Annotated in this window: 19 protein-coding genes and 1 tRNA gene; 9 read left to right on the top strand and 11 right to left on the bottom strand. The window is 47.2% G+C overall.

The genetic code is table 11. From position 1 onward, the window contains the following. Window positions 1-708: 708 nt before the first annotated feature. From EOO49_RS17945 to EOO49_RS17935, 3 genes are all read right to left on the bottom strand, one after another. Window positions 709-782: transfer RNA gene (locus EOO49_RS17945), tRNA-Asp, on the bottom strand. 87 nt (window positions 783-869) lie between these two features. Then, the gene (locus tag EOO49_RS17940; RefSeq protein ID WP_290848232.1) at window positions 870-1,793 is read right to left on the bottom strand and encodes a DUF58 domain-containing protein; all 924 of its coding nucleotides are present in this window, start codon (window positions 1,791-1,793) and stop codon (window positions 870-872) included. 192 nt (window positions 1,794-1,985) lie between these two features. After that, complete coding sequence (locus EOO49_RS17935; RefSeq protein WP_290848230.1) at window positions 1,986-5,135, bottom strand: tail fiber domain-containing protein; 3,150 nt, start codon at window positions 5,133-5,135, stop codon at window positions 1,986-1,988. A 152-nt stretch (window positions 5,136-5,287) separates the two neighbouring features. On the opposite strand from EOO49_RS17935, the gene EOO49_RS17930 reads away from it, so the two are divergent. Both EOO49_RS17930 and EOO49_RS17925 read left to right on the top strand, forming a co-directional pair. After that, window positions 5,288-5,992, top strand: coding sequence for a LytTR family DNA-binding domain-containing protein (locus EOO49_RS17930; protein ID WP_290848228.1), 705 nt, complete (start codon window positions 5,288-5,290; stop codon window positions 5,990-5,992). 3 nt (window positions 5,993-5,995) lie between these two features. After that, the gene (locus tag EOO49_RS17925; RefSeq protein WP_290848226.1) at window positions 5,996-7,993 is read left to right on the top strand and encodes a tetratricopeptide repeat-containing sensor histidine kinase; all 1,998 of its coding nucleotides are present in this window, start codon (window positions 5,996-5,998) and stop codon (window positions 7,991-7,993) included. A 48-nt stretch (window positions 7,994-8,041) separates the two neighbouring features. On the opposite strand, the gene trxA is transcribed toward EOO49_RS17925, so the two are convergent. The 6 genes from trxA to EOO49_RS17895 all read right to left on the bottom strand — a co-directional run bounded on the left by trxA (window position 8,042) and on the right by EOO49_RS17895 (window position 15,789). Then, the gene (gene trxA, locus EOO49_RS17920) at window positions 8,042-8,359 is read right to left on the bottom strand and encodes a thioredoxin (protein WP_290848224.1); all 318 of its coding nucleotides are present in this window, start codon (window positions 8,357-8,359) and stop codon (window positions 8,042-8,044) included. Between the two features lie 327 nt (window positions 8,360-8,686). Next, window positions 8,687-9,448 carry a DUF1963 domain-containing protein gene (locus tag EOO49_RS17915; RefSeq protein WP_290848222.1) on the bottom strand — a complete coding sequence of 254 codons (762 nt, stop codon included), beginning with the start codon at window positions 9,446-9,448 and terminating at the stop codon, window positions 8,687-8,689. Next, window positions 9,445-10,080 (bottom strand): hypothetical protein, encoded by a 636-nt coding sequence (locus EOO49_RS17910; protein ID WP_290848220.1) that lies wholly within the window; start codon window positions 10,078-10,080, stop codon window positions 9,445-9,447. Before EOO49_RS17910 ends, EOO49_RS17915 begins: the two co-directional genes overlap by 4 nt. Window positions 10,081-10,089: 9 nt before the next feature. Next, window positions 10,090-10,545 carry a hypothetical protein gene (locus EOO49_RS17905; RefSeq protein ID WP_290848218.1) on the bottom strand — a complete coding sequence of 152 codons (456 nt, stop codon included), beginning with the start codon at window positions 10,543-10,545 and terminating at the stop codon, window positions 10,090-10,092. A gap of 5 nt (window positions 10,546-10,550) precedes the next feature. Then, window positions 10,551-15,083: a DNA polymerase III subunit alpha gene (gene dnaE, locus EOO49_RS17900; protein ID WP_290848216.1), complete on the bottom strand. Its 4,533-nt coding sequence runs from the start codon at window positions 15,081-15,083 to the stop codon at window positions 10,551-10,553. A gap of 217 nt (window positions 15,084-15,300) precedes the next feature. Then, window positions 15,301-15,789 (bottom strand): DUF6252 family protein, encoded by a 489-nt coding sequence (locus EOO49_RS17895; protein ID WP_290848214.1) that lies wholly within the window; start codon window positions 15,787-15,789, stop codon window positions 15,301-15,303. 190 nt (window positions 15,790-15,979) lie between these two features. On the opposite strand from EOO49_RS17895, the gene EOO49_RS17890 reads away from it, so the two are divergent. The 4 genes from EOO49_RS17890 to EOO49_RS17880 all read left to right on the top strand — a co-directional run bounded on the left by EOO49_RS17890 (window position 15,980) and on the right by EOO49_RS17880 (window position 18,306). After that, window positions 15,980-16,564 carry a 30S ribosomal protein S16 gene (locus tag EOO49_RS17890; protein WP_290848212.1) on the top strand — a complete coding sequence of 195 codons (585 nt, stop codon included), beginning with the start codon at window positions 15,980-15,982 and terminating at the stop codon, window positions 16,562-16,564. A gap of 12 nt (window positions 16,565-16,576) precedes the next feature. Continuing rightward, complete coding sequence (gene rimM / locus EOO49_RS17885; RefSeq protein WP_290848210.1) at window positions 16,577-17,101, top strand: ribosome maturation factor RimM; 525 nt, start codon at window positions 16,577-16,579, stop codon at window positions 17,099-17,101. Between the two features lie 208 nt (window positions 17,102-17,309). After that, a complete protein-coding gene (locus tag EOO49_RS19330; RefSeq protein WP_366927247.1) occupies window positions 17,310-17,543 on the top strand; it encodes a four helix bundle protein in 234 nt (77 codons plus the stop codon). A 52-nt stretch (window positions 17,544-17,595) separates the two neighbouring features. Continuing rightward, a complete protein-coding gene (locus EOO49_RS17880) occupies window positions 17,596-18,306 on the top strand; it encodes a methyltransferase (RefSeq protein ID WP_290848208.1) in 711 nt (236 codons plus the stop codon). A 1-nt stretch (window position 18,307) separates the two neighbouring features. Here EOO49_RS17880 and EOO49_RS17875 read toward each other — a convergent pair whose 3' ends face one another. Then, window positions 18,308-19,825 (bottom strand): carboxypeptidase-like regulatory domain-containing protein, encoded by a 1,518-nt coding sequence (locus EOO49_RS17875; protein WP_290848206.1) that lies wholly within the window; start codon window positions 19,823-19,825, stop codon window positions 18,308-18,310. Between the two features lie 264 nt (window positions 19,826-20,089). On the opposite strand from EOO49_RS17875, the gene EOO49_RS17870 reads away from it, so the two are divergent. Beyond that, window positions 20,090-21,268, top strand: coding sequence for an acyl-CoA dehydrogenase family protein (locus tag EOO49_RS17870; RefSeq protein WP_290848204.1), 1,179 nt, complete (start codon window positions 20,090-20,092; stop codon window positions 21,266-21,268). 340 nt (window positions 21,269-21,608) lie between these two features. Here the strand turns inward: EOO49_RS17870 and EOO49_RS17865 are convergent, their stop codons facing one another. After that, window positions 21,609-22,091, bottom strand: a complete 483-nt coding sequence (locus EOO49_RS17865) for a hypothetical protein (RefSeq protein ID WP_290848202.1) — start codon at window positions 22,089-22,091, stop codon at window positions 21,609-21,611. Here EOO49_RS17865 and EOO49_RS17860 point away from each other — a divergent pair. Together EOO49_RS17860 and EOO49_RS17855 are read left to right on the top strand one after the other, a co-directional pair. Next, window positions 22,072-22,851 (top strand): DUF3050 domain-containing protein, encoded by a 780-nt coding sequence (locus tag EOO49_RS17860; RefSeq protein ID WP_290848200.1) that lies wholly within the window; start codon window positions 22,072-22,074, stop codon window positions 22,849-22,851. The genes EOO49_RS17865 and EOO49_RS17860 overlap by 20 nt on opposite strands. A gap of 190 nt (window positions 22,852-23,041) precedes the next feature. Continuing rightward, window positions 23,042-24,415: a T9SS type A sorting domain-containing protein gene (locus EOO49_RS17855; protein ID WP_290848198.1), complete on the top strand. Its 1,374-nt coding sequence runs from the start codon at window positions 23,042-23,044 to the stop codon at window positions 24,413-24,415. The last annotated feature ends 10 nt before the right edge of the window (window positions 24,416-24,425 follow it).

Below are 24,425 nucleotides of genomic sequence, written 5' to 3'. Positions count from 1 at the left end.
ACATTCGAGAAAAAGTTCCGGCGAGTTCTTTCATTTGCGGAATTTGCAAGGCTGTCAGGTCGCCAAAATCGGTCGTGCCGCGAGCCTTTTTGTTACTTTTGCGGCGAGGCAAACCGAGGAACGAGGTTCACTGACCCGAGCGTAGCGAACTGGCGAAGCAATCCTTTAAAAAACAATAAATATCAATGAAGTAAAAGTAAGCCCCGCTGGCAGGCGACGAATCAAAATCAAAGCACGCGACGGCGCAGCCGGCGAAAAGAAGCAAAAAGCGCAGCTTTTTTATTTAGGCTTCGAGAGTGAGATAATTTCCATAAACACAGAAATAAAAAACAAAAAAAAGGATCGTCTTACGACAATCCATAGCCCGGATGACGGCAACTAGCCTTTTGCAGAAAAAACCGCATTTTTCTAAGGTTGCGACAGCGACCGAAGGAAGCTCGTTGCAACCTCTAGAAAAACCGGTTTTTGCAAAAAAGCTAGTGCCAGTTAGCCGGAATCAGCTTCAAAAAAAGAAAACAAAAACCTCCTAAAATGCAAAAAAGCTATCCACAAAAGTGGAAAGCTTTTCATTGGTCTAACTACTAAACCTGACGCTTTCGCGTCGAAACAACACAACTGCTTTCAAGGTGTCAAATGAGAACTGTTAAATTCTCGAACCTCAATTGGGCAAAAAAGCACTTTGTTTCCAAAGTGCTTTCCCAATTTTCGCGGTCTGGACGGGACTCGAACCCGCGACCTCCGCCGTGACAGGGCGGCATTCTAACCAACTGAACTACCAAACCTTGCGCTGAATTGCGAGTGCAAATATAGGATGGTTTTTCGTTTCTGCAAGCCTTTTCGCAAAAAATATCAAACTTTTTTTTGCCGTTTTAACCAAAAGCTTGTTTCTCAACGAGGTATGTCGTCATAATTTTTTCGAAGTCCGGGCCGACGTTTACCGGAACGTATTTGATTCTGTTTTGGGCGCACGTCATAGCGAGCTTTTTGAAATAGTCGGACGCTTGTTTTTCGTAAGCCGATTTCACGTTTTCGGCAAAAATATTGATCTCCTCTCCCGATTCCAGGTCGATGAATTTGCGCGGCGCATTGTCGAAATCGAACGACAATTCGGTTTTTTGGTCTATCACATGGAACAAAACGACTTTGTGTTTGTTGTGCTTCAGATGCTGTAAGGCGCTGAACAATTTTTCCTCGTCACCCGTTTGGAACATATCCGTAAACAAGATTATCATCGAGCGGCGGTGCATTTTTTCGGCGATTTCGTGCAGGTATTTTACAGTGTCGGTTTTCTTGGAAATTTTGGAGTTTTCGAGCAAGCCTTCCAATTTGTCGAGCAACATCCGATGGTGGCGATCGCTGCCCTTTTCGGGGGCGAAATACTCATAGGAATCTGAGAAAACACTGAGTCCGACGGCATCTCGCTGCTTTTTGAGCAAGTTCATCAGAACAGCCGAAGCCAAGACCGAAAATCCGATCTTGTTGTAGAAAAACGGCTCGTCGGTCAATTTCGGGTAATGCATCGAACTCGAGTTGTCGACGATCAAATGACAGCGCAGATTCGTTTCTTCCTCGTATCGTTTCGTGTAAAGACGGTCTGTTTTGGCGAACAATTTCCAGTCGATGTGCTTCGTACTTTCACCCGCGTTGTAGGTTTTGTGCTCGGCGAATTCGGCCGAAAAACCGTGAAACGGACTTTTGTGCATGCCTGAAATAAAGCCTTCGACAATCTGGTTGGCCAGCAATTCGAGGTGTTTAAAACTCGAGATTTTCTGTATTTGTGAATCGATCTTCATTCTGTAAATATAGATAATAGATGACAGACGATGGACTGTTGCCGCGATGAAAACCCAGTTCCTATTACCGAAACATCTATCGTCTTTCCGCCTATCATCCATCCATGTAAAAAAGTAAAGGCCGGCTACCACGACCGACCTTTCCAACAACGACCCGAAAATCCGGGCAACCTAATTACTTGTTCCCTAAACTCAACCTTTGATTTTTGCTTCGATGGCTTGCAGTCGCACTTCCATATCGCTTACTTTTTGCTCCAGAACCGCATTTTTCGCTTTCTCGGTTTCTATGATTTGCTGTTGTTCCTGAATGGCTTTGACCAAAGGCACAACGAATTCGGCATAGCGCAGTCCGTAGAAGTCGTTGGCGTTTTTGGGTCTGTCGATGCCACTGAACTCGAATCCCGACGCTTTGGCCGCCGCTTCGACTTCCTGTGCGATGAATCCGGTTTGGAGTTGTTCGGCTTTCAAGGCTTCCGATTCCGGTTTACGCAGATTTTCAGGTGTTTTCAGATGAGTAGCTATCGCATCCGGATTCAGGCGATATGTGACCGGACGCAGTTTTTGGATGAAGTCCAGTCCGACGACATCAGCTTTTACATCGGTTTTGAAACGCGCATCCGAGACGGTTGTCCATCCGACCGATCCGCCGATGCTCATCACGCCCGCGTCTCCCAAACGGATCTGGTTGCTTGCGGTTACTGCCGATGCGTCTCCGATGGCCACGGAGTTGTCGAAATTTCCCGTCGAATAAGCGAATGCCCCGAGCGCTGTATTGAAATAACCCGAGGAAATCGATTCGGCAGCACCGAAACCGACTGCCGTATTTCGCACGCCGTTCGTATTCGAACTAAGCGATCTGCATCCGAAACCTGAATTCCTGTTTCCTGCCGAATTCACGCGCATGCTCATCGATCCGACGGCTGTGACGCCATATCCGGTATTTGCCGCAGCAGTCGTCGATCCTCTCAAGGCTTCGAATCCGACGGCGGTGTTGAAAGTATCGAAAGCTGCCGTTGCACTATTGGCGTATTCCATCGCACTTCTTCCGAGGGCAACCGTTTTCGATCCTGCGACATTTGACCGCAACGCATTTTTCCCGAGCGCCACATTATCTGCACCAATCGTGTTGTCGTAAAGCGCTTCCGATCCGAAAGCCGAATTGAAACTTCCCGAACCGTTCGAATACATCCCTCGAAAACCAAGCACAGTATTGTCATTTCCGGAGGAAATTGCCTGAAGTGCTTCGTATCCTGTCGCTGTATTTCGCAAGCCGTTGTTGTTCGGTCCTATTCCACTTCCGAAGTGTTCGCCAAGCATCGCATAAGTTCCCAAAGCAGTGTTCGTATTCGAAAAGACGCCCGCCGGACCCGAATACCAGTACATCGACAAATTTCCTATCGCTACACCGCCGCTTCCCGCTGTCGTCCTGAAAAGCGCGTAATTGCCTATCGCAATATTGGAACTTCCGGTCGCGTTGCCGTAAAGTGTCGCGATTCCAAAGGCGCTGTTGGACGAACCTGATGCGACGTTGAACAAAGATTGGTAGCCCAAAGCGTTGTTCGACGTTCCGGTGTTGTTGGCCAAAGTCGTCGATCCTCGTAAAGCGCTGTTTCCGAATGCTGTATTCGACGTCGTCGCAGCGGCCATTTGCCCGAGTGAATTGTAGCCGAGCGCCGTATTCGATCCTGCGTTTTCGACTCTTCCTGCGGTCACGTTGAAAACCCGAAAGTGTAGCGGTTGGTTGTCGGTCGTACCGATGAAATTCACCGTAGGACTCGTTCCCGAATTTCCCGTTAAAGCCCATCCGCCTAAACCGTTTGGCGAGACCCAGTTTACGTTTCCGGCCGCATCTGTTTGCATGATTTGGTTGGCAGTTCCTCTTGAAGCCGGCAAAATGTAGTTGTTTGTGGCGTTTGTTCCGATGGAAAACCGTCCGAGGAAATAACCCGAAAAACTGTTCAGTTTGGACACATCCGAATAAACGCCGTATTGCACATCTGTGCCGATATTCGCCTGAATGCGGTTGTACGAACCGTATTTTAGACCCGCACCGGTGTTGTTCAGGTAATTATAGGTGCCGTATTGCGTTCCGGTTCCGTCGCCCGAAAGCCAATTGTAAGTCCCGTAATGTGCTCCGCCGCTCGATCCTCCCAAATAATTGTGCGTGCCTGTGTGCGTGGAATTGGCCGGTGTAAAAACCGTAAGCGAATTGTACACGCCATATTGATCGCCTGTGCCGTTGCCCATGATTTCCGACATCGTTCCCATGTGCGTGCCCGAACCCGATCCGTCAATCTGGTTGTAATTCGAATAGAAATTGCCGTCTCCGGAATTCCTGATCTCGCTGTAGTTGTTGTATATGTTGCCCGATCCCGCACCCATGTACTTCGCATAAACGCCATATCTGTCGCCCGAACCGATTCCGCTGAACAGGTTCCTCACGCCAAAATGATCACCCGAGCCGCTGTTGGAAATCGAGTCGCGAACGCCTACTTTAATTCCGTTGCCCGAATCGGCTATGATGTTGTTGATTCCGTAAGTCGCTCCAACGGGCAATCCCGAAAACGTGTTGAAAACGCCCATTTGAACAGTCGTCGAAGGCGACGAGAATGTGTTTCTAATTCCGTAAAGCTGACCAGTTCCCGTTCCCGAAAATGTGTTTGAGACGCCTACTTTTATCCCGGTTCCGGTTTGCGTAAGCGCATTCCGGACGCCCATCGTCTCATCGTTGCTCGTTCCCGACAAAATATTCGAAACGCCAACACCTTGCACCGAATTCCCAACCGTGACGCGATTGTCGGTCGCCGTCATGACGCCCGTCGCCAAGCTTCCTGAATTTATGGTGTTTCGCAAAACCTGGGAAATTCCGCCGGGATTCGAGTGTGTAAAACTGACCGCGATGGCTTTTGAATTGCTTGTTTCCTCGACATCCAACTTTGTCGCGGCGGTGGTTTTCCCGATTCCGACATCGCCCGAATGATACATGGCGTCGTTGATGTTGTTGGGAGCTATGGTACTTCCGACCTCGTAGAAATCGGCATCCGCTCCAGATGGATTCGAAATTCCTTTCCAGCTTGCGGTCGCATTTTCCCAGTAGTAAAATCCGGGTTGGTTTGCACCGGCGACGGTCGTGAGAAAAACCAGCATGCCGTTTTGTGCCGATGTCGGATTTATGGCCGGAAAAGCATCGACTTTCGGAATCAGGATGCCGTCGGTATTTGTCGGATTCGCCTGATTTGTCGACCTGATATCGAGTTGGGCGTTTGGCGAAGTCGTGTTCACGCCAACTTGGGAGAAAGCCGTGTATCCGAATAAGATCAGCAGTTGTAGCATTCGTTTCATTGTCATCGGTTTACGCCTTTATCGGACTGATTCAGAAACAAATATCGACCGTAGGCACCAGCAAAAAAACGCCCGATCGACGAATGGCCTTTTAAATATACCAATGTTCGCAAAACGTGCTTTTTGTCTATATTTGGACAAGTAAAAACGCCATGGGAAGCCTCAAATGCCTCATTCTCGACGACGACGAACTCGACAGGCTTTCTGTGCTTTCGAACGTGAAACGATATCCCGAGTTTGAGATTTTGGGTATTTTTGGCTCGTCGGCCGATGCTTTGAAAGCGTTGCAGAACCTCAAGATCGACGTGCTTTTTCTCGACATCGACATGCCGGGAATGAACGGACTCGACTTTCGGAAAGCTGCCGAAAATGTTCCGGTTTGCGTTTTCATCTCGGCACATCCGGAACACGCGGTCGACTCTTTTACGCTTGATACGCTTGATTTTATCGTAAAACCTTTGAAGTCGGAACGCTTTGGCCAAACCGTGCAAAGAATTCACGATTATATGGAAATGCGCGAGAAGGCGAATTTGTTCGAATCGAGTCTTGGCGCCGACGTCGTCTACATCAAGGAAGGTTACGAACAGACCAAAGTGAAATTGCACGACATCTTGTATCTCGAGGCTTTGAAAGATTACACCAAAGTCGTGACGCGCACCAAAAAGCATTGCGTGTTGTCAAACATCGGAACACTTTTGAAAGAAAATGCTTTCCGTTCTTTTGTTCGCGTGCATAGAAGTTTTGCCGTCCAAAAGCAATTCATCGACAAAATCCATCCGAATGAGATCGTTTTGCACGAGAATATCGTGATTCCCGTCGGACGCAGTTACCGCGACAATCTACTTTCGATCCTGTGAGATATGAAGCGATTCCTGACTTTGGTTTTTGTGACTTTTTACGTTGTCGGATGGTCGCAAAACCAGTCGCAGCGAGAGATTGACTCACTGGTCAAAATAGTTTCGGCCAAAAAATCAGATACTGCGAAGTGCACTTTGCTCAACAGGTTGTCCCGGCTTTACATCTACAAGAATCCCGAAGTGGGAATTTCTTACGCGAATTCGGCTTTGGCGCTTTCCAACCGTCTCAAATTCGAGGACGGAAAAGGCGTTGCTTATCTGAATCTTGGCATGCACGAAGTCTCGAAAGGGAATTACGACCTGGCGCAATCGCATCTTACATCGGCCGAAAAAATCCTGAGCAAAACCCAAAACGTCGCCTTTTTGGCCAGAACCAACAACGAACTCGGGATTCTGAAGGCGAATCAAGGCAATTTCCCGGTTGCGCTCGACTACTTTTTCAAGGCTTTGCGCCTTTACGAAAAACTCGATCCAGAAAAGTCGGCTTTCAGTCGCGCGAGCAGTTATGAGAACATCGGAACGGTTTACAATTTGACCGAAAGTTTCCCAAAAGCGATCACGCACTACAAAAAAGCCGTGAAATTGCTCGAAACGCTTCAAGATCACAAGCTCGAACTCGGGCTCAACCTCGCAAATCTTGGCACGATTTACCAACGTCAGGGCGATTTTAAACTTGCTTTGAAAACGTATTCCGACGCATCGAAAATTCTCGATCGCGAGCACGACGTTTTTGCCAATGCGTTCGTCAAAAGTTGGACAGGCTCGGCTTTTTTGGAAATGCGTGAATTCGACAAAAGCCTGGCCGAATCGAAATCGGCATTGGTCGATGCCAAGCTTACGAAAGACAAGCAATTGACGACAACCACGATCCAGAACATCGGGCGCGCTTATCTTGAAAAAGGCATTTTCCGAAATGATCCAAATGCGCTCGATTCGGCGAAAGCCAACCTCAAACTTTCGTTGAAAATGCACAAAGAACTTGGCAACCATGAAGGTTTGATCAAAGATTACCTGTATTTATCGCGTTATTTCAAATTTGGGAACGACTTCAAAAACGCGCTCGATGCTCATGAGAAATCGGCGGCTTATGTGGATTCGGTATTCAATTTCAAGAACAAGCAATCGCTGCAAAACCTCGAAGATCAGCGCACGATCGAACTTCGGAACAAGGAAATCCAAATTTCCAAACTCGCCATCGACAACAAGGAAAAGCAAAAATGGTATCTGATTGCCGCAATCTCGTTGTTGGCCGTCATTGGACTTTTGCTCTACAACCAAAGCCGAAACCGTCGAAAAACCAACCAAAAACTCCAAACGCTAAACGAAAATCTACAAGAGGCGAACCGCGTCAAGACGAAATTCTTCTCGATTCTGAACCACGATTTGCGCGCGCCCGTCGCCAGATTGATCAGTTTCATGCGACTGCAAAAAGAAAGTCCGGAACTTTTTGACGACCAAAGCCGTACGCGCCTCGAAAACCAAACGATGACGTCGGCCGAAAACCTGCTCGAATCTATGGAAGACATGTTGCTTTGGGCAAAAGGGCAAATGGAAAATTTTCATCCGAAATCGAGAAAAACAGCCGTCTCGCAGCTATTTTCGGAAGTCGCGCAACAGTTCGGCGACGGCAAAACCAAGCTGGCTTTCGAGCACAACTCACTGTCGGTCGAAACCGATCCGGATTATCTCAAAACCATTATCCGAAACCTCACCGCGAATGCCATAAAGGCACTCGAAACTACCGAGAATCCAAAAATCCAATGGGTTGCATTTGTGGAAAACGGCCAAACGAAGCTTTCCATTTCAGACAACGGCCCGGGCGCGAGTCACGAACAATTCAAGGCTTTGTATGATGAAAAAGAGGTGATCGGAATCAAGTCCGGACTCGGGCTGCATTTGATCCGCGATTTGGCAAGCGCCATAAATTGCACGATTTCGGTCTCTTCTGAACTTGAAAAAGGCACGACTTTCAAGCTTTCCTTCGCAAATTTACAAGTATAAAAAAGCCCGAAGTTTCCCTCGAGCTTAAGTATTTTTACGTGAATTCGCTTATAGAGCGGCGTTCAACGAATCGGCATAAGTTTGTTTTGGAGCCACGCCAACCTGACGGTTCACGACCTCGCCGTTCTTGAAAGTCAAAACGGTAGGAATGTTTCTCACGCCATATTTTGCGGCGAATTCCTGGTTTGCGTCAACGTCGACTTTACCGATCACGGCTTTGTCCCCGAATTCCTCACTGATCTGGTCGATGATTGGAGCGACCATTCTACAAGGTCCGCACCAAGCCGCCCAAAAGTCTACCATTACCGGTTTTTCTGATTTCAACACTACCTCTTCGAAAGTAGCGTCTGTGATTGCTATTGCCATATTATTTTAAATCTAAGTTGTTTTTACGATGCAAAAGTAGGTATTTTAAAGATAACGATTTTAACTTTTGGGATTGGAATTGGCTATGCTAAAATTGTCTGAAATTATTTGTCGAGTGCCAAGGTGAACGAGAATTTCTGATAAGTTTTATTTGAAGCAAAATCCCGCTAACCGCTTTTAGCTTTCTTGCAACCGCCGGCTTTTGTAAGTCTTGGCGAGAGCTTCCTTCGGTCGCTTCGCCAAGCCAACAAAACCAAGGCGCTTGCTGCAAAAGGCTAACCGCTTTTATCGGGGCTAGGTTTTGTAGCTGCGGGAAATTCCGATTTCTCAGTGGCACTGTAATTCGAAACTGATCATTTCAGAAGCCGCGTCATAGAACACGTAAACGCAACCCGCGTCGCCCCACATCAAATCTGCTAGTTCTTCCGAATCAATCTGGAACAACAGCGGAAGTTGCGTACCATCTTCGAGAAGCGAAGTCGATTCACCCTGAACCCATTTCGGATAGCCGCCCAACTGGCTTTGATAATCGTCCTGGCCCGTAATTTTTTTCGCCGCCAAGTCATAAGCTTCCCAAGGTTCGTCGTCGTTGATCTGGGCTGAAAGTTCGGCCGCCTTTTCACTCCAACCCTGGATGCCTTCCCAATCCGGAAGGGACATAACTTGCTCGAATTTGATCTTACAGTACTTCAGCTCTTGACCAGAATCGTATCCCTCGCGCAGTTTTACCTTCGAAGCGTCGAGTTTGTCGTAAATTTTCACGAGCCAACCGTCGTCTTCGGTAGACCAAGGCGAAAGTTCGAAGTCGTAGAAAAACTGGACCAGCTTGATTTCCTTCGGGAGGTTTATTTTTCCGTCGTTGAAAATCTGGAAGACAAAAGTAAGCGCTTCCTCAGCTCTATTTCCTGGCCAGTGATGTCCTTTCTCGAAATATGGAACGCCGCCAAAATGTGAGGTCAAGTGAGAATCCGGTTCTCTCGTCGCGGGCTCAAGCACGAGCTTGGTTGCAGGCTTGACCAGTGTTTTGAGAATGTTCTCGAGTTCTGACTGTTTGTCGTTCGAACCGAAAAGCTTTTTAAATAAGTTCATAAAATTTGCGCAGTATTTGTTTGATTTTGGTCAATGATCGTTTTCAATACATCATATAAAATTGCTGCGTTCCAATCTTCGTGAAAATTATAGCCTCGGTTTCTCGACCTTGCGTCGGTCGTATCGAAAATCGAAAAATAGCGGTAGTAAAGCTTCAAACCTACATTTTTCCACGGCACTTCGATGCGCTTTTGAGAGGCAATTCCGCTAACGGAAAACGAAACGCCATCAAGATCGACACTCACATCGCCTATTTTCAAAGTTTCACCAGCGTTCATCCTACGAACGAAATCGTCGTGAATCTCGTCAAAATATTGCCGATTCAACGCCTTAATTATTTCCACATATTGTCCGTGAAGCGCGTTCACCTTTCGCCGGAAATACGACTTGAACGTAATTTTGATGATTTTCCCAGATTTGTCGCGGATAAAAATCTGGTATTCGCGCCCGTAAGTCAATTCGAAACGAATCCAGCGAATCCCGAACCGAAATTCGGCTATGTCCTTTTTTTTGAATGTCGTAAACTCATGCCCCAAATGATCGCCACTTTCGAACGACAGAGCTTCATCGGTCAAGATCAACTGGCGTTTTTTGGCGTCCGAGAAACCGCGTTTGATTAGAAATTGCTGCACTGACTGACTTTATTTTCGTTTCGGCATCTGCTTGTAGCGCTCGAAATTCACAGGAAGTTCGCTTACGATATTAGCTTTGTTCGAAGTGAGCGTTGGCTTGACTTCAATGATTTTCGTGTCATTGGCTACGTCAATTTCATGCTCGCTGCGCATTTTCACCATGTCTATATGTTCTACTTTGAGTTTGTGTTTTCCGTCAGGCAGAAAAACCACCGCATATTCGCCAACCCGAATTTGTCCGACCGCCAACCCGTCAATCCAAACATTCACGCGGGCGGTATTGTCTATTTTGTTGAAAAATCCGGCGCCGTTATAAAGCAGCACTTTTCCGTTACCCAAAGAATTCAGCGTGATCGTTTCTCCTGAAGTGTCGACGACAGTGTGTTGTGTGGCAACCGCACTCAAAGCGCAAGAACTAAAGATCAACGCGCAGATAGCGAAAATGCAAATACCTATTTTCCTCATAAAACTCAATTCAGCTTAAACTTCACATCTAATTTTTCCAATTCCAAAAGCAACTCGGTACAGATATTCACCTTGAGTTTCTTGCTCGACATGGAAAGTTTGGTCACTAAAACGGTTTCTTCGACTTCCGTCGGAATTTGGACGTCGGCGGCTTCGATTGTCGCGTCTTCTTCTGGATTTACTTCTGATTCCTCTTCGCTCACGACGACCGCTTGAACAATCTGTTTCTTCACGGTTTCGGTCTCGACAATATCGAAATTCACCGGATTCACGCCCGAATTAAGCTGGAACAAATGGCTCAAATGCGTGATTAGGTCCGACTTCAAATCTGAAATATTCAAATTCAAGGTGAGTTTTTTGGCTTGGGAAGTCAAGACATCCTGAAGCATCTTGACCTCGAGAAACTGCAATCGCGGGTCGGATTTTTTGCCCGTTTCCTTATTCGTCCAGCCTTCGCGAACGTTGACCTTGAAATGCAGGAATTGGTTTTGCGCCAGATAATGCCTGAACTTGAGGAATTCCTCGTCGAACATCTTGAACTCGTATGTTTCGTCGAACCCTTCGAGCGTGAAAATGCCCCAATCCTTTCCATTTTTGGCCGTCCGATATTGTACGTTGGTGACGATTCCGGCGAACGTGAGCGCTTTGTTGACGTGGGCTTCGAGGTTTTTCAGATGTTCGAGTCTCGACGAACAGAAGTACTTCATCTCGAACCTGAAATCGTCAAGCGGATGTCCTGAAATGTAAATCCCGACGACTTCTTTCTCGCGAGCCAGTTTCTCCATCGTGCTCCATTCCTCACAAGGCGGAACCAAAGGCTCGGCGATCTGGACTTCGCTGGCTTCCCCAAAAAGTGAAACCTGTGACGAGTTCTCGTTTTCCTGGAACTTCGATCCGTAGCGTATCGCTTTTTCGAGGAAGGTGATGTTTTCTCCGCCGTCATTGTGGAAATATTGGCCGCGGTGTGTGTCCTCGAAAGTGTCGAATCCGCCGGCGAGCGCGAGGTTTTCGAACGCTTTTTTGTTGGCCGCGCGCAAGTCTATCCGTTTGGCCAAATCGAAGATCGACCTGTATTTTCCGTCTTTTCTCGAATCGACGATTGTTTCTACCGCGCCGCCTCCGACGCCTTTGATTGCGCCCATTCCAAACCGAATCGCGTATTCTTCGTTTACCGTGAATTTGTAGTACGATTCGTTCACGCATGGCCCGAGCACTTCCAAGCCCATTCGCTTGCATTCTTCCATGAAAAATGAAACCTGCTTGATGTCGTTCATGTTGTTCGAAAGCACGGCCGCCATGTATTCTGCAGGATAATTCGCCTTGAGGAACGCGGTTTGGTAAGCGACCCAAGCGTAACAGGTCGAGTGCGATTTGTTGAACGCATATTCGGCGAACGCTTCCCAGTCTTTCCAGATTTTCTCGAGGATTTTGGGGTCGTGTCCGTTTTGTTCCGATGCCTGACCGATAAATTTCGGCTTCATCTTATCGAGAACATCCTTTTGTTTCTTACCCATCGCCTTTCGCAATACGTCGGCATCACCTTTGGAAAAGTTGGCCAATTTTTGCGACAGAAGCATGACTTGCTCCTGATAAACCGTGATTCCGTAGGTTTCTTTGAGAAGTCCTTCGCACGCTTCAAGGTCGTACGTAATTTCCTCTTCTCCGTTTTTACGTTTGATGAATCCCGGAATGTAAGCGATCGGACCCGGACGATACAAGGCGTTCATCGCGATCAGGTCGGCAAAAACCGTCGGACGCAATTCCTTCATATACTTTTGCATTCCGGGCGATTCATACTGGAAAATCCCGACCGTTTCGCCTCGTTGGAAAAGTTCGTAAGTCTTGATGTCGTCAAGCGGAAAAGTGTCCGGATCGAGCTCGATTCCCGTTCGGTATTTCACGAGTTTGACGGTGTCTTTTATCAGCGTGAGCGTCTTCAGACCCAAGAAGTCCATCTTCAAAAGTCCGGCAGATTCCGCGACGGCGTTGTCGAATTGGGTCACGTACAGATCAGAATCTTTTGCGGTCGTCACCGGAACGAAATTCGTGATATCGTCTGGTGTGATGATTACACCGCAAGCGTGGATTCCCGTATTCCGAAGCGATCCTTCAAGCACTTTGGCCTGTTGGATCGTTTCCGCGGCAAGCGACTTTTCCTGAGCCATCGCAATCAATTCCTTGACGCGATCGAATTCCTCGGTGCGCAAAACCTTTTTGACTTCGGATTCATTTTCAGAAAGAAAACGCGCCAGATTCCACTTGCCCGGCATCATTCCCGGAATCAATTTCGCGATCCTGTCGGCTTCGAACAACGGCAAATCGAGTACGCGAGCCGTATCGCGAATCGCCGATTTGGTCGCCATTTTACCGTAAGTGATGATTTGGGCAACCTGGTTCGATCCGTATTTCTTGATGACGTAATCCATGACGCGACCGCGACCTTCGTCGTCAAAGTCAATATCGATATCGGGCATCGACACACGATCCGGGTTCAAAAAGCGCTCAAAAAGCAAATCGTATTTGATTGGGTCTATATTCGTGATTCCGAGGCAATAGGCAACGGCCGAACCTGCCGCCGAGCCACGTCCCGGACCGACCGAAACGCCCAATCTTCTAGCTTCGGCAATGAAATCCTGAACGATCAAAAAGTATCCGGGATAACCCGTTTTCTCGATTGTCGCAAGCTCGAAGTCGAGTCTTTCGCAAACTTCGGGCGTCAAACCTTCTTTGGTGTAGCGTTTTTCGGCTCCGACGTAAGTCAAATGGCGCAAAAATTTGTTCTCGCCTCTTTTTCCGCCATCGGCTTCATCTTCAACAAATTGGAACTCGGTCGGAATGTCGAATTTCGGAAGCAAAACGTCGCGATAAAGCGAATAAACCTCGATTTTGTCGATGATTTCGGATATGTTCGCGATGGCCTGAGGCACGTCCCTGAACAAGGTTTTCATGTCGTCCGCCGACTTGAAGTAGTATTCCTGATTCGGCAAACCGTAGCGATAGCCGCGACCGCGACCAATTGGCGTGGACTGCTTTTCACCGTCTTTCACACACAACAAAATGTCGTGGGCGTTCGCGTCAGGTTGGGCGACATAATAGGTGTTGTTCGTCGCGACGACTTTCACGTTGTGCTTTTTGGAAAACGCCAGAAGCGTCTGGTTCACGCGGTTTTCGTCTTCCTGTTTGTGGCGCATGATCTCGAGATAGAAATCTGGTCCGAATTGTGATTTCCACCACAAAAGCGCTTCTTCGGCTTGGTTTTCACCGATGTTGAGAATCTTGCTCGGAATTTCGCCATACAGGTTTCCCGACAACACGATCAAGTCTTCCTTATAGTGTTCGACAGCCTTTTTGTCAATCCTTGGAACGTAGTAAAAACCTTCCGTGTATGCCATCGACGCCAATTTGGCGAGGTTATGATAGCCTTTTTTGTTCTTGGCCAAAAGCACGACCTGGTAGCCGTTGTCCTTTCGCGATCGGTCGAACCTGTCTTCGCAGATGTAGAATTCGCATCCCACGATCGGTTTCATCTCGACTTCGGTTGGTATTTCGCCTTTTTCCTCGGCTTCCTTGTTTTTGGCTGCCGCCGACTTGTTGTGGTTCATCACCGCCGACACGAACTGGAACGCGCCCATCATATTCCCGACATCGGTCATCGCCACAGCCGGCATTTTGGCTTTGGCCGCGGCCGCAACGAGATTCGGAACGGAAATCGTCGACTGCAAAACCGAAAATTGGGTATGGTTGTGCAAATGGGCGAAAACCGAGCTGTTCAAATCGACCGAAGTCGCTATGTCATCGAGGTCGAAATCGTTGGCATCCTGTTTTTGGTTCAGGCGCTCGCGGATCGCATCGGAAGCTTTCTTGAGGTTAACGTGACGCAATCCGACCGACTTGATCTCGTCCGGATTCTGGCTTTTGAAGTATGTGTAATAATCGGCTTCGACGCCCAATTCTTCTTTTTTGAAAATCTCGCGTCGGATCAATTCGAGGAAACAACGCGTCGTGGCTTCGACGTCGGCTGTTGCGTTGTGAGCCTCGGCAAATGGTGTGTTGAACAGATATTGGTGCAATTCGGTAAGCGTCGGAAGCTTGAATTTTCCGCCTCGACCTCCCGGAATCTTGAGCAATTCGGCCGTGACTTCGGTACAAGTGTCCAAAACCGGCAATTGCGTCAATTGGTTTCCGATGCCCAAACGATAGAACTCGCAACCCATGATATTCACGTCGAAGCCCACGTTTTGCCCTACGATGAATTTGGTTTTGGAAAGCGCGATGTTGAATTTCTCAAGCGCGTCCGACAGCGAAATTCCGTTTTCCATCGCCAATTCCGTAGAAATGCCGTGAATGCGTTCGGCGTCGTAAGGAATGTTGAATCCGTCAGGGCGAATCAGGAAATCCTGATGCTCGACGAGATTTCCCCATTGATCGTGAAGCTGCCACGCGATCTGTATGGCGCGCGGCCAGTTTGACGTGTCCGAAATTGGGGCGTCCCAACGCTTCGGCAAACCGGTTGTTTCGGTATCGAAAATTAAATACATAGCTGTAAACGTGGAAGTTCAGTGCGTTTGGAATCGTAAACGCGGAAAGTTCAAAAATAGGTTTTTTGACGCTTCTGAAAAAGCCAAAATTATCAACAGTTTGTGTTAACGGAATCAGTCCTTGCTGCCGAATCCACCTTCAAAAAACCCCTAGCGAAATCTCCAAAAACAAAAAAACCGCCCAAATTGGACGGTTCTGTATCGAAACGAAAAACGTTTACAAAACGGGATAGACCGGAACTTTGTAAAAATGTCCTTCGATAAAATTCATGGTTTCGGCCGCCGTCGGATCTTGCGGATCTACTGCGTCGTCGTCGATCGCGTTGAAACGAAAAGTTCCAGTAATCGTCTTTTTCACCTCGTCGTATTCCTCGACGATGATTTGCCCGTTGCCGACTCCGGTTCCCGTTTGGAAAGTTTTTGTAGAAGCATCCTCGATCACGACATAGGTGACTTTGGCGTTGTTGTTGGTTCCCAAAGTATAATTCGCCGGATTCGCCGTGGGCAGCATCAACGTAAGCGTCTCGAACTGGTTTCCTCCGGATAGCGTCACAGATCCGTCAGAGGCAAGTCTTGCAACCGCACCTGGCGCTCTCCAACGGCTTCCGTTTCTCAACCCTTCGAGTGTCGGGTTGTTGTCGCGAAGGTCTTCTGTACAAGAACTCAAAGCGATGGCCGTGAACAGCAACAAAAATATCTTCTTCATAATGTAGGTCTTATTTGTGTGACAAAAATAGTTTTTTGATTGAGAGTGCGCCAAAATAATCAAAAAATTCAAAGCAGATTTATTTTTAACTTCCGAAAAAACAAAACCTAACTTCTTTGTTTTCAAAAAAAATGTATCTTTGCCGCCTTAAATAACCCGGGTCGAGAACCCACTTTTAATCACAGCAATTATGCCAGTAAGAATTAGATTACAGAGACATGGTAAAAAAGGAAAACCTTTTTATTGGGTCGTAGCGGCTGATTCCCGCTCAAAAAGAGATGGTAAATACCTAGAGAAAATCGGTACTTACAATCCAAACACGAATCCTGCGACTATCGATTTGAACCTTGACAAAGCTGTCGAGTGGTTGCACAACGGTGCTCAACCAACTGACACGGCTCGCGCCATCCTTTCTTACAAAGGAGCTTTGTTGAAACACCACCTTGACGGAGGTGTTCGCAAAGGAGCATTGACTCAGGAAGCTGCCGATGCTAAATTGGAACAATGGCTTGACGATAAATCAGGAAAAGTAACTGCCAAGAAAGACACACTTTCGTCTGCAAAAGACAAGGCCAAAGCCGACGCTCTTGCCAACGAGAAAAAAGTGAACGAGGCTCGCGTCAACGCTGCCAAACAAGCAGAAGCTGATGCTGCCGCTGAAACTGCAGCCGCTGAAAATGCTGAAACAGAAGAAGTAGTAGAAGCTATCGCCAACGAAGGTGAAGAAGCTCCAGCTACAGAAACTGCAGAAGGTACAGAAGAAAAAGAAGCTTAATTTACTCGGCGAATGCGCAAGGAAGAATGTTTCTACTTAGGCAAAGTCGCCAAAAAATTTAGTTTCAAAGGTGAAGTCCTTATCTATTTGGATAGCGACGAACCTGAAATCTATGAGGGAATGGAATCAGTTTTTGTCGAGATCGGCAAAAATCTGGTTCCATTTTTTATTGAAGATGCCCGACTGCACAAAAACGACTTTTTGCGCGTAAAGTTCGAGGACGTCGACTCAGAAGGCGATGCCGAAGCCTTGCTCAACAAGGCGCTTTACCTTCCGCTTGATTTGCTGCCCAAACTCGAAGGCAACAAATTCTACTTTCACGAAGTCATCGGATTCCACATCGAGGACAAACGCCTCGGGAACGTCGGGACGATCATGTCAATCAACGATTCGGCGGCACAACCGCTTTTCGAAGTCAAAAAAGGCTATACCGAAATCCTGATCCCGATGATCGACCAGTTCATCGTCGAGGTCAATCGCGACCAGAAAAAGGTTTTTATGGATTTGCCGGAAGGACTTATTGAAATGTATCTTTAAAACGGAAAATTCCAAAATTCCAAATTCCAAATTCCATATTCCAATCGGGATTAATCACTACTTTTTGTAAATTCGGTTCTATTTATAAGCCGAAAATAATGTACAAGCCTTACGATTTGGAAGAGCGGACATATCTGTTCGCCAAGAATTGTAGAATTTATATCAATTCTCTCTCAAAGTCAACAACGAATTTTAAAGACGGAAACAGCTGGCGCGATCATCCGGTTCGATTGGAGCAAATTACATTGAAGCGAATGAAAACTTGGGCGTAAAAGATCTCGCCATGCACTTGAAAATCTCCCGCAAGGAAGCGAAAGAATCCAAATACTGGCTAACTTTACTTCAGGATTTGAATCCGCAACTCCATTCTATTTCTTCAGTTTTAATTTCTGAATGCGAAGAACTTCGGCTAATATTTTCCTCAATTATCAATAAACTCTAAACCTATTTCCGAAGCCATTGGAATTTGATTTTTGAAATTTGGAATTTTACCTATGTTCAGATTTAAACAATTCACCATAAACCAAGATAAGTCGGCGATGAAAGTCGGAACAGACGGCGTATTATTGGGCGCGTGGGCAACAATCGACCACAATCCCTACTCGATTCTGGACGTTGGAACCGGAACCGGATTGATTGCGCTCATGCTGGCCCAACGCACGCTCGCAGAACAGATCGAAGCGCTCGAAATAGACGAAAATGCATTCGAGCAAGCCGTCGACAATTTTGAGGAATCGCCCTGGAACGATCGCCTTTTTTGCTATCACGCGTCTTTGGACGATTTTATGGACGATCTCGAGGACGAGGAATACGATCTTATCGTTTCCAATCCGCCGTTTTATAGCGAGAACGTTTCCTCAGGAGACGAAAGTCGCGACAAAGCCAGGCAGAATCAGTCGTTGCCGTTCGAAGATTTGATTGAGGCGAGTGCTGTTTTGTTGTCCGAAATCGGGATTTTGTGCGTGATCATTCCGTTCAAGGAAGAACAAAGATTCATTGCGCTGGCCGAACTTGAAGGTTTGTATCCGACGAGAATCACACGCGTAAAAGGCAATCCGGAATCGGAAACCAAAAGAAGTCTGCTGGCTTTTTCCAAACAAAAATCCGAAGCCGAATTGGGCGAACTCGTGATCGAAACCGCAAGGCATCACTACACGCAAGACTACCGCAACCTGACTTCGGAATTCTATCTGGACAAGAACTGACCTAGTTCGCTTCCTCGACCTGGAAACGCTTCATTTCTTCGAGAGGCTCGATCGATCCGTACTTCGTCCAAAGCGACGGGTCGTATTTCTTGATTTTCTTGTAAGCGAAATCATCTTCTTTCACGTCGGCGAAACCACCTTCTGAAACTTCCGTGCGCGACATGTTCACGAACTCTCTTTTGTCGAGCATATCGCCTTCGATTTTGAGGTCGAACGCCACGACGTCCTTGTCTTCATCTGTCAACTCGATGAATTTTATCGGACGATTCAAGTATACATATTGACCTGTCGTTTGGGATGCGTATTGCAGATAATAGCCATCGCCAAGCGGATCTTTCTTGTAAATCACCGTTCCGGAACCAACGTTCTCGGCCATTTTGACGCCAAGAAGCAACTTGAGGTTCACGCCTTCGACTTTTTTGCCCGGAACGAGTTCGTAATCGGCGCGCAACACGGCGAAATCCGAATCGGAAACATAGATCTTCCCACGGTAAAGCGCGCGGCTTTTTCTCGGCTCGAATTTGAGTACATAGGCATAAGATCCGTCAGAAAGCACGACCGAACCTTCGTAAGTGTATTTGTAAATCTCGGCTTGCGTCACGAACTCGAGTTTTTGCGAATACAGGAAATTCGTCTCGGTCTTGACCGAACTGAAACGCGTTTTGGCTTGCGTCACATTTGTATTTACCGGTTTGGCCTTTTTCTTTTTGTTGAAATCTTTTCGCAAGGAAAGCGTATCGTTCGATCCGAACCAACCACTTTTGATGCGATAGTATTTTGTCGTGTCAAGGTGTTTCAGAAACATTTTCGTGGCCGAAGCCTGCATTTCGTCAAGCGAGGCAGAACGGCTTTCGTCCTGTAATTTCGTGGCTTGCACTACATCCAACTTCGAATAATAGTTTGTCGTTTTGTCGTCTTTTTTTGGCGAAGTGTAGTAATTCCCGAGCACGTCGTTGAATTGTTTTGGCGGATGCGACACGATGTTCGAGGTAAATTTCCCGATTTCGGCGTTTGCTTCCTTCAGGCTCTGTTTCGAAAATCCGGTAGATTTCGTGATCTCGATATTGAGTTTCGACGGCTTGAACAAAGTCGTCTCGCGCAGGAACAAAACGTCTTTGGCCAAGTTCGTATTCAAGGCGTAATTCGATTTGAGGTTCTGTTTTACCGCGGCCATGATCGACGCTGCTGTCGGTCGGTCGGCGAGGTTGACGTTGTCCAGTTCGTAGTTGGCAAAATCGAGCGCCACGACGAGATCTTTCGATTTCAGGCCGCCAACGGTAAGCTGTTTTCCGACATAACCCATACACGAAATGACGATTTTGGCGTCGTCAGAACTATTGGCATCGGAAATCGTAAAATAACCTTCGGCATTCGAGATCAGACTTTCGGAATTGTTGACCACGACATTCGCGTAAGGAATCGGTTCTTTTGATTCGACATCGACGACTTTGGCGCGAATCTGGGCATTCACCATCGGACTCAAAACCGAAAAGGCAAGCAACAGGTAAAAATTTCTCATGATTGATTGATGTGTTTGTTTGATAGACGAATCACGGACGCATTTCGTTGCATGCAACTTAAACTTTTTTTTGTTCCGATTTGGCATCGCTGGTGCGAACGGTCGAAAATTTCGAGTGAATGTCAGCAACTGCGGTCATTTCCGCTTGACGGGCAAAAAACGAAAAAGCCCGAAAAACATGGAAATCGCTACAACGAAATCGGTTTCGTAAATTGCCAGTCCCAAAAATCTCCCTACTTTTGCCGCGCTTAAATCACGTAACCCATGAAACCAGACTTGTTCCAAGCGCCTGATTATTACCTTCTCGACGAATTGTTGACAGACGAACACAAACTCGTCCGCGACTCGGCAAGAGAATGGGTAAAGCGCGAAGTTTCCCCAATCATAGAAGAATACGCCCAAAAAGCCGAATTTCCAAAACAGATCATCAACGGACTCGCGGAAATCGGAGCTTTCGGACCTTACATTCCGGAAGAATACGGCGGCGCCGGACTGGATCAGATTTCCTACGGATTGATCATGCAGGAAATCGAGCGCGGTGACTCTGGCGTTCGTTCTACGGCGTCGGTTCAGTCTTCTTTGGTAATGTATCCGATCTGGAAGTACGGAAACGAGGAACAACGCATGAAATGGCTTCCGAAACTTGCTTCGGGTGAATTCATAGGCTGTTTCGGATTGACCGAACCTGATTTCGGATCGAACCCAGCCGGAATGGTCACGAATTTCAAGGACAAAGGCGACCATTATTTACTGAACGGCGCCAAAATGTGGATCTCGAACGCTCCGTTTGCAGACATCGCCGTCGTTTGGGCGAAAGACGAGACGGGCCGCATCCACGGACTTGTCGTTGAACGCGGCATGGAAGGTTTCACGACTCCGGAAACGCACAACAAATGGTCGTTGCGCGCATCGGCTACGGGCGAATTGATTTTCGACAACGTGAAAGTTCCAAAAGAGAATTTGCTTCCCAACAAATCTGGTCTTGGCGCGCCACTTGGCTGTCTTGATTCGGCTCGCTACGGAATCGCCTGGGGCGCAATCGGTGCCGCGATGGATTGTTACGACACGGCTTTGCGTTATTCCAAAGAGCGCATCCAGTTCGACAAACCTATCGGAGCGACGCAATTGCAACAGAAAAAACTGGCCGAAATGATTACCGAGATTACCAAAGCGCAATTGTTGACGTGGCGTTTGGGCGTTTTGAGAAACGAGAACAAAGCGACATCGGCACAAATTTCAATGGCGAAACGCAACAACGTGAACATGGCCGTCGAAATCGCACGCGAAGCACGTCAAATGCTTGGCGGAATGGGAATCACGGGCGAATATTCGATCATGCGCCACATGATGAACCTTGAATCTGTGATCACTTACGAAGGCACACACGACATCCATTTGTTGATTACGGGAATGGACGTGACAGGATTCGCGGCTTTTAAATAAGATTTTATTTTAGATATCGGAATCGGGAAATGCTTTTGTGTTTCCCGATTTTTTTTGCGCGACATTTAACAAAAAGTACGGATTTTCTGTAAACGACTTATTTCGGAAATTCCGATCTTACCTTCAGGGAAGGGGCGAATGTTTATCCCTACAAAATTCCGCGTTCAATCGATTACAGAAAATCTGTAAAAATTGTTAAACATAGGTTTAGTGATTTTCCATCCACTTAATTTTTAACAAAAACTACAGATTTCCTGTAACCGACCTGTTCCGGAAATCCCGATCTTACCTTCAGGGAAGGGGCGAATGTTTATCCCTACAAAATTCCGCAGATACTTGATTACAGAAAATCTGTAAAAATTGTTAAATGAAGGTTTTGAACCTCACGCATTTTTGAGTCCTCTTGATTCACAATTTTTGAAATAGACCCGCAACCTAACTTTTGGCTTTTTTGCAAACACCAGCTTTTGCAAAACAACCCCAAGAGCGTCCTGCGTTCGTTTGGAATGCGACCAAAACCAAGCCTTTGTCGCAAAAGGCTACCCGCTTGCATCGGGGTTAATTCCGGATCGAAATTCGACATTCGTTGTTCGTTGTTCGTCATTTCCGGCATCGGCTCGTGTCCACAATCACAAATCGACAAACCCTTACCCTGCAAAACTTCGTATATGTAAAAACCGCAAATTGGCGTGCAAGCCAAGAAAACGATATATGTTAATCCTGACCTCGCGTTTTCGTTTAACCGCAGCCTTTGCTTACTTTTGAAACCCTGTTCACGCCAAACGAACATAAATGCCACTTTAATGACAACTCTTGAAATCAATCAGGCGATTTTGCCTCAAAAAGAAATCCTTTTGCAACATTCGCTTTACGAGAAGATAAAAACGGTAGAAGATCTGCATGTTTTTCTCGAAAATCACGTCTATGCGGTTTGGGATTTCATGTCGTTGCTCAAAGCTTTGCAACAAAAACTGACTTGCACGACCACGCCTTGGTTCGCCTCGCAAAACCCCGAAACGCGTTATTTGATCAACGAGATCGTATTGGCCGAAGAGTCTGATCTCGCGCTTGATGGAAGCCGCAAAAGTCACTACGAAATGTACTTGTCAGCCATGAAATCTTGTGGCGCCGACGTGTCTGACGTAGAAAAATTCATCTCGGACATTTTCTCACTAAACAACATCTTCGTCGCGATCCGCCGCAGTGATTTGCATCCGCAGGTAAAAGCTTTCCTCGAATTCACTTTCAGGGTCATCGAGGAAGGAAAAGCCCACAAAATCGCCGCTGCGTTCACTTTTGGACGCGAAGACCTGATTCCGGACATGTTCACGCAGATTCTCAAGAATTTCCAAAAGCAATTCCCGGAAACAGATTTGTCGGAACTTGTGTATTATTTCGAACGCCACATCGAACTCGACGCCGACGAACACGGACCGATGGCCATGAAAATGATAGACGAACTTTGTGCGCAAGACCAAATCAAATGGCGAGAAGCCGAGGAAATCTCGATCGAAGCCCTCGAAAAACGCATCGGTTTGTGGGATGCGATCGAAGATCAAATCTTAAAGCCAGAATTGGCCTGATCTGGCCGCAACATTACTACCGTTTACCTCAAATACCAGTATGGGATCTGATTTATTTCAGGGCGCGATCTATTTTCGCGTCCGTCGATAAAAATCGGGATTCGGTCGCAAAAACCGGGTTGTCTGCATACTTCGATTTTCAAAATGCCCATGATCTGATAGGTTTGTGTGCTAAAAAACTAAAATCCACATGAAAAAAATTACCCTTTTGGCGATTGCCTTTTTTGGCTTTGCGTCGGCACACGCCCAAACCGGACGTGAAATCTTCGGCGAAAGCCTTAAAAGCGTGAACGCGAAAAACGGTTTGGTGCGCTGCGTTTCCGATGAATACGAGGCTTCACTGCAAAAACAATATTCGACTCGTGCCAATTCGGAAGCCTTCGAAAACTGGATCGCCCCAAAAGTCGAGGCTGCGAAACAACGCTTGCTTTCCTCGAGAAGCACCAATGTCGTGGTGACGATTCCGGTTGTCGTGCATGTAATCCACAACGGTGACGCCGTCGGATCGAACGAAAATATTACCGAAGCACGCATCTTGTCGCAAATCACGGCGTTGAACAACGATTTCCGTCGCATCCTGAACACTCGCGGGTACAATGCGAATTCGGTGGGTGCCGATATCGAAATGGAATTCTGCATGGCGCAAGTGAAACCTGACGGAAGCGCGACAAACGGAATCGATCGCGTGAACCTCGGCGTGGCCAATTGGTCTAGCGAAACCGGCGTCGAAGGCACTTTGAAGCCGCAAACGATTTGGGATCCGACGCAATATTTCAACATTTGGGTTTGTCAGTTCAGCTCGACTTCGGGCGATCTCGCAGGCGTTTTGGGTTACGCCCAATTTCCCAGCAATTCGGGTCTTGGCGGTTTGGATGCCGATGGCGGACTCGCGACCACTGATGGTGTGATCATCGATTGGCGTTGCTTCGGATCATCTGATTATTCTGCCGGAAGTTATTACACCGATTATGACAAAGGCCGAACGGCGACTCACGAAATCGGACACTTTTTTGGACTGCGTCACATTTGGGGCGACAACTCGTTCTGTACCGTAAACGCAACCGACAGTTTCAACGATTATTGCCCTGATACACCCGCGGCTTCCCAGGAAAACTACGATTGCGACGCGGTTTACAATTCGTGTACTGCCGCGGCCGGAAACGACATGGTCGAAAACTACATGGATTATACCAACGACGTTTGCATGAACGTCTTCACATTGAACCAAAAAGCCAGAATCCTTGCGGTTTTACAGAATTCCGTGCGTCGGTCTACGCTTACGACTTCTACGAAATGTACCGCTTTGGCTACTCCCGATTTCGACAAATTGCAAGGCTTGAACCTTTATCCGAATCCGGCGAATGACTATATCGCGATTTCGGTTTCGGGCGACTTGCCGCAAGCTTACGCCATTTTCAACACTTTGGGACAAACCATCGCCGGCAAGAAAATCACTTCGGATTCCGATTTGACGATCGCGACTTCAACCTTTTCGAAAGGCGTTTACTTCGTGAAAGTAAGCAGCGGATCGGCCACGAAAACACTGCGTTTTATCAAGCAGTAATTTGATTGGT

Source organism: Flavobacterium sp. (assembly GCF_004295795.1).
In the GTDB taxonomy this organism is placed as follows: Bacteria; Bacteroidota; Bacteroidia; order Flavobacteriales; family Flavobacteriaceae; genus Flavobacterium.
The sequence above is the reverse complement of the archived record's forward strand: the minus strand, read 5'-3'. Positions and strand labels throughout refer to the sequence as shown.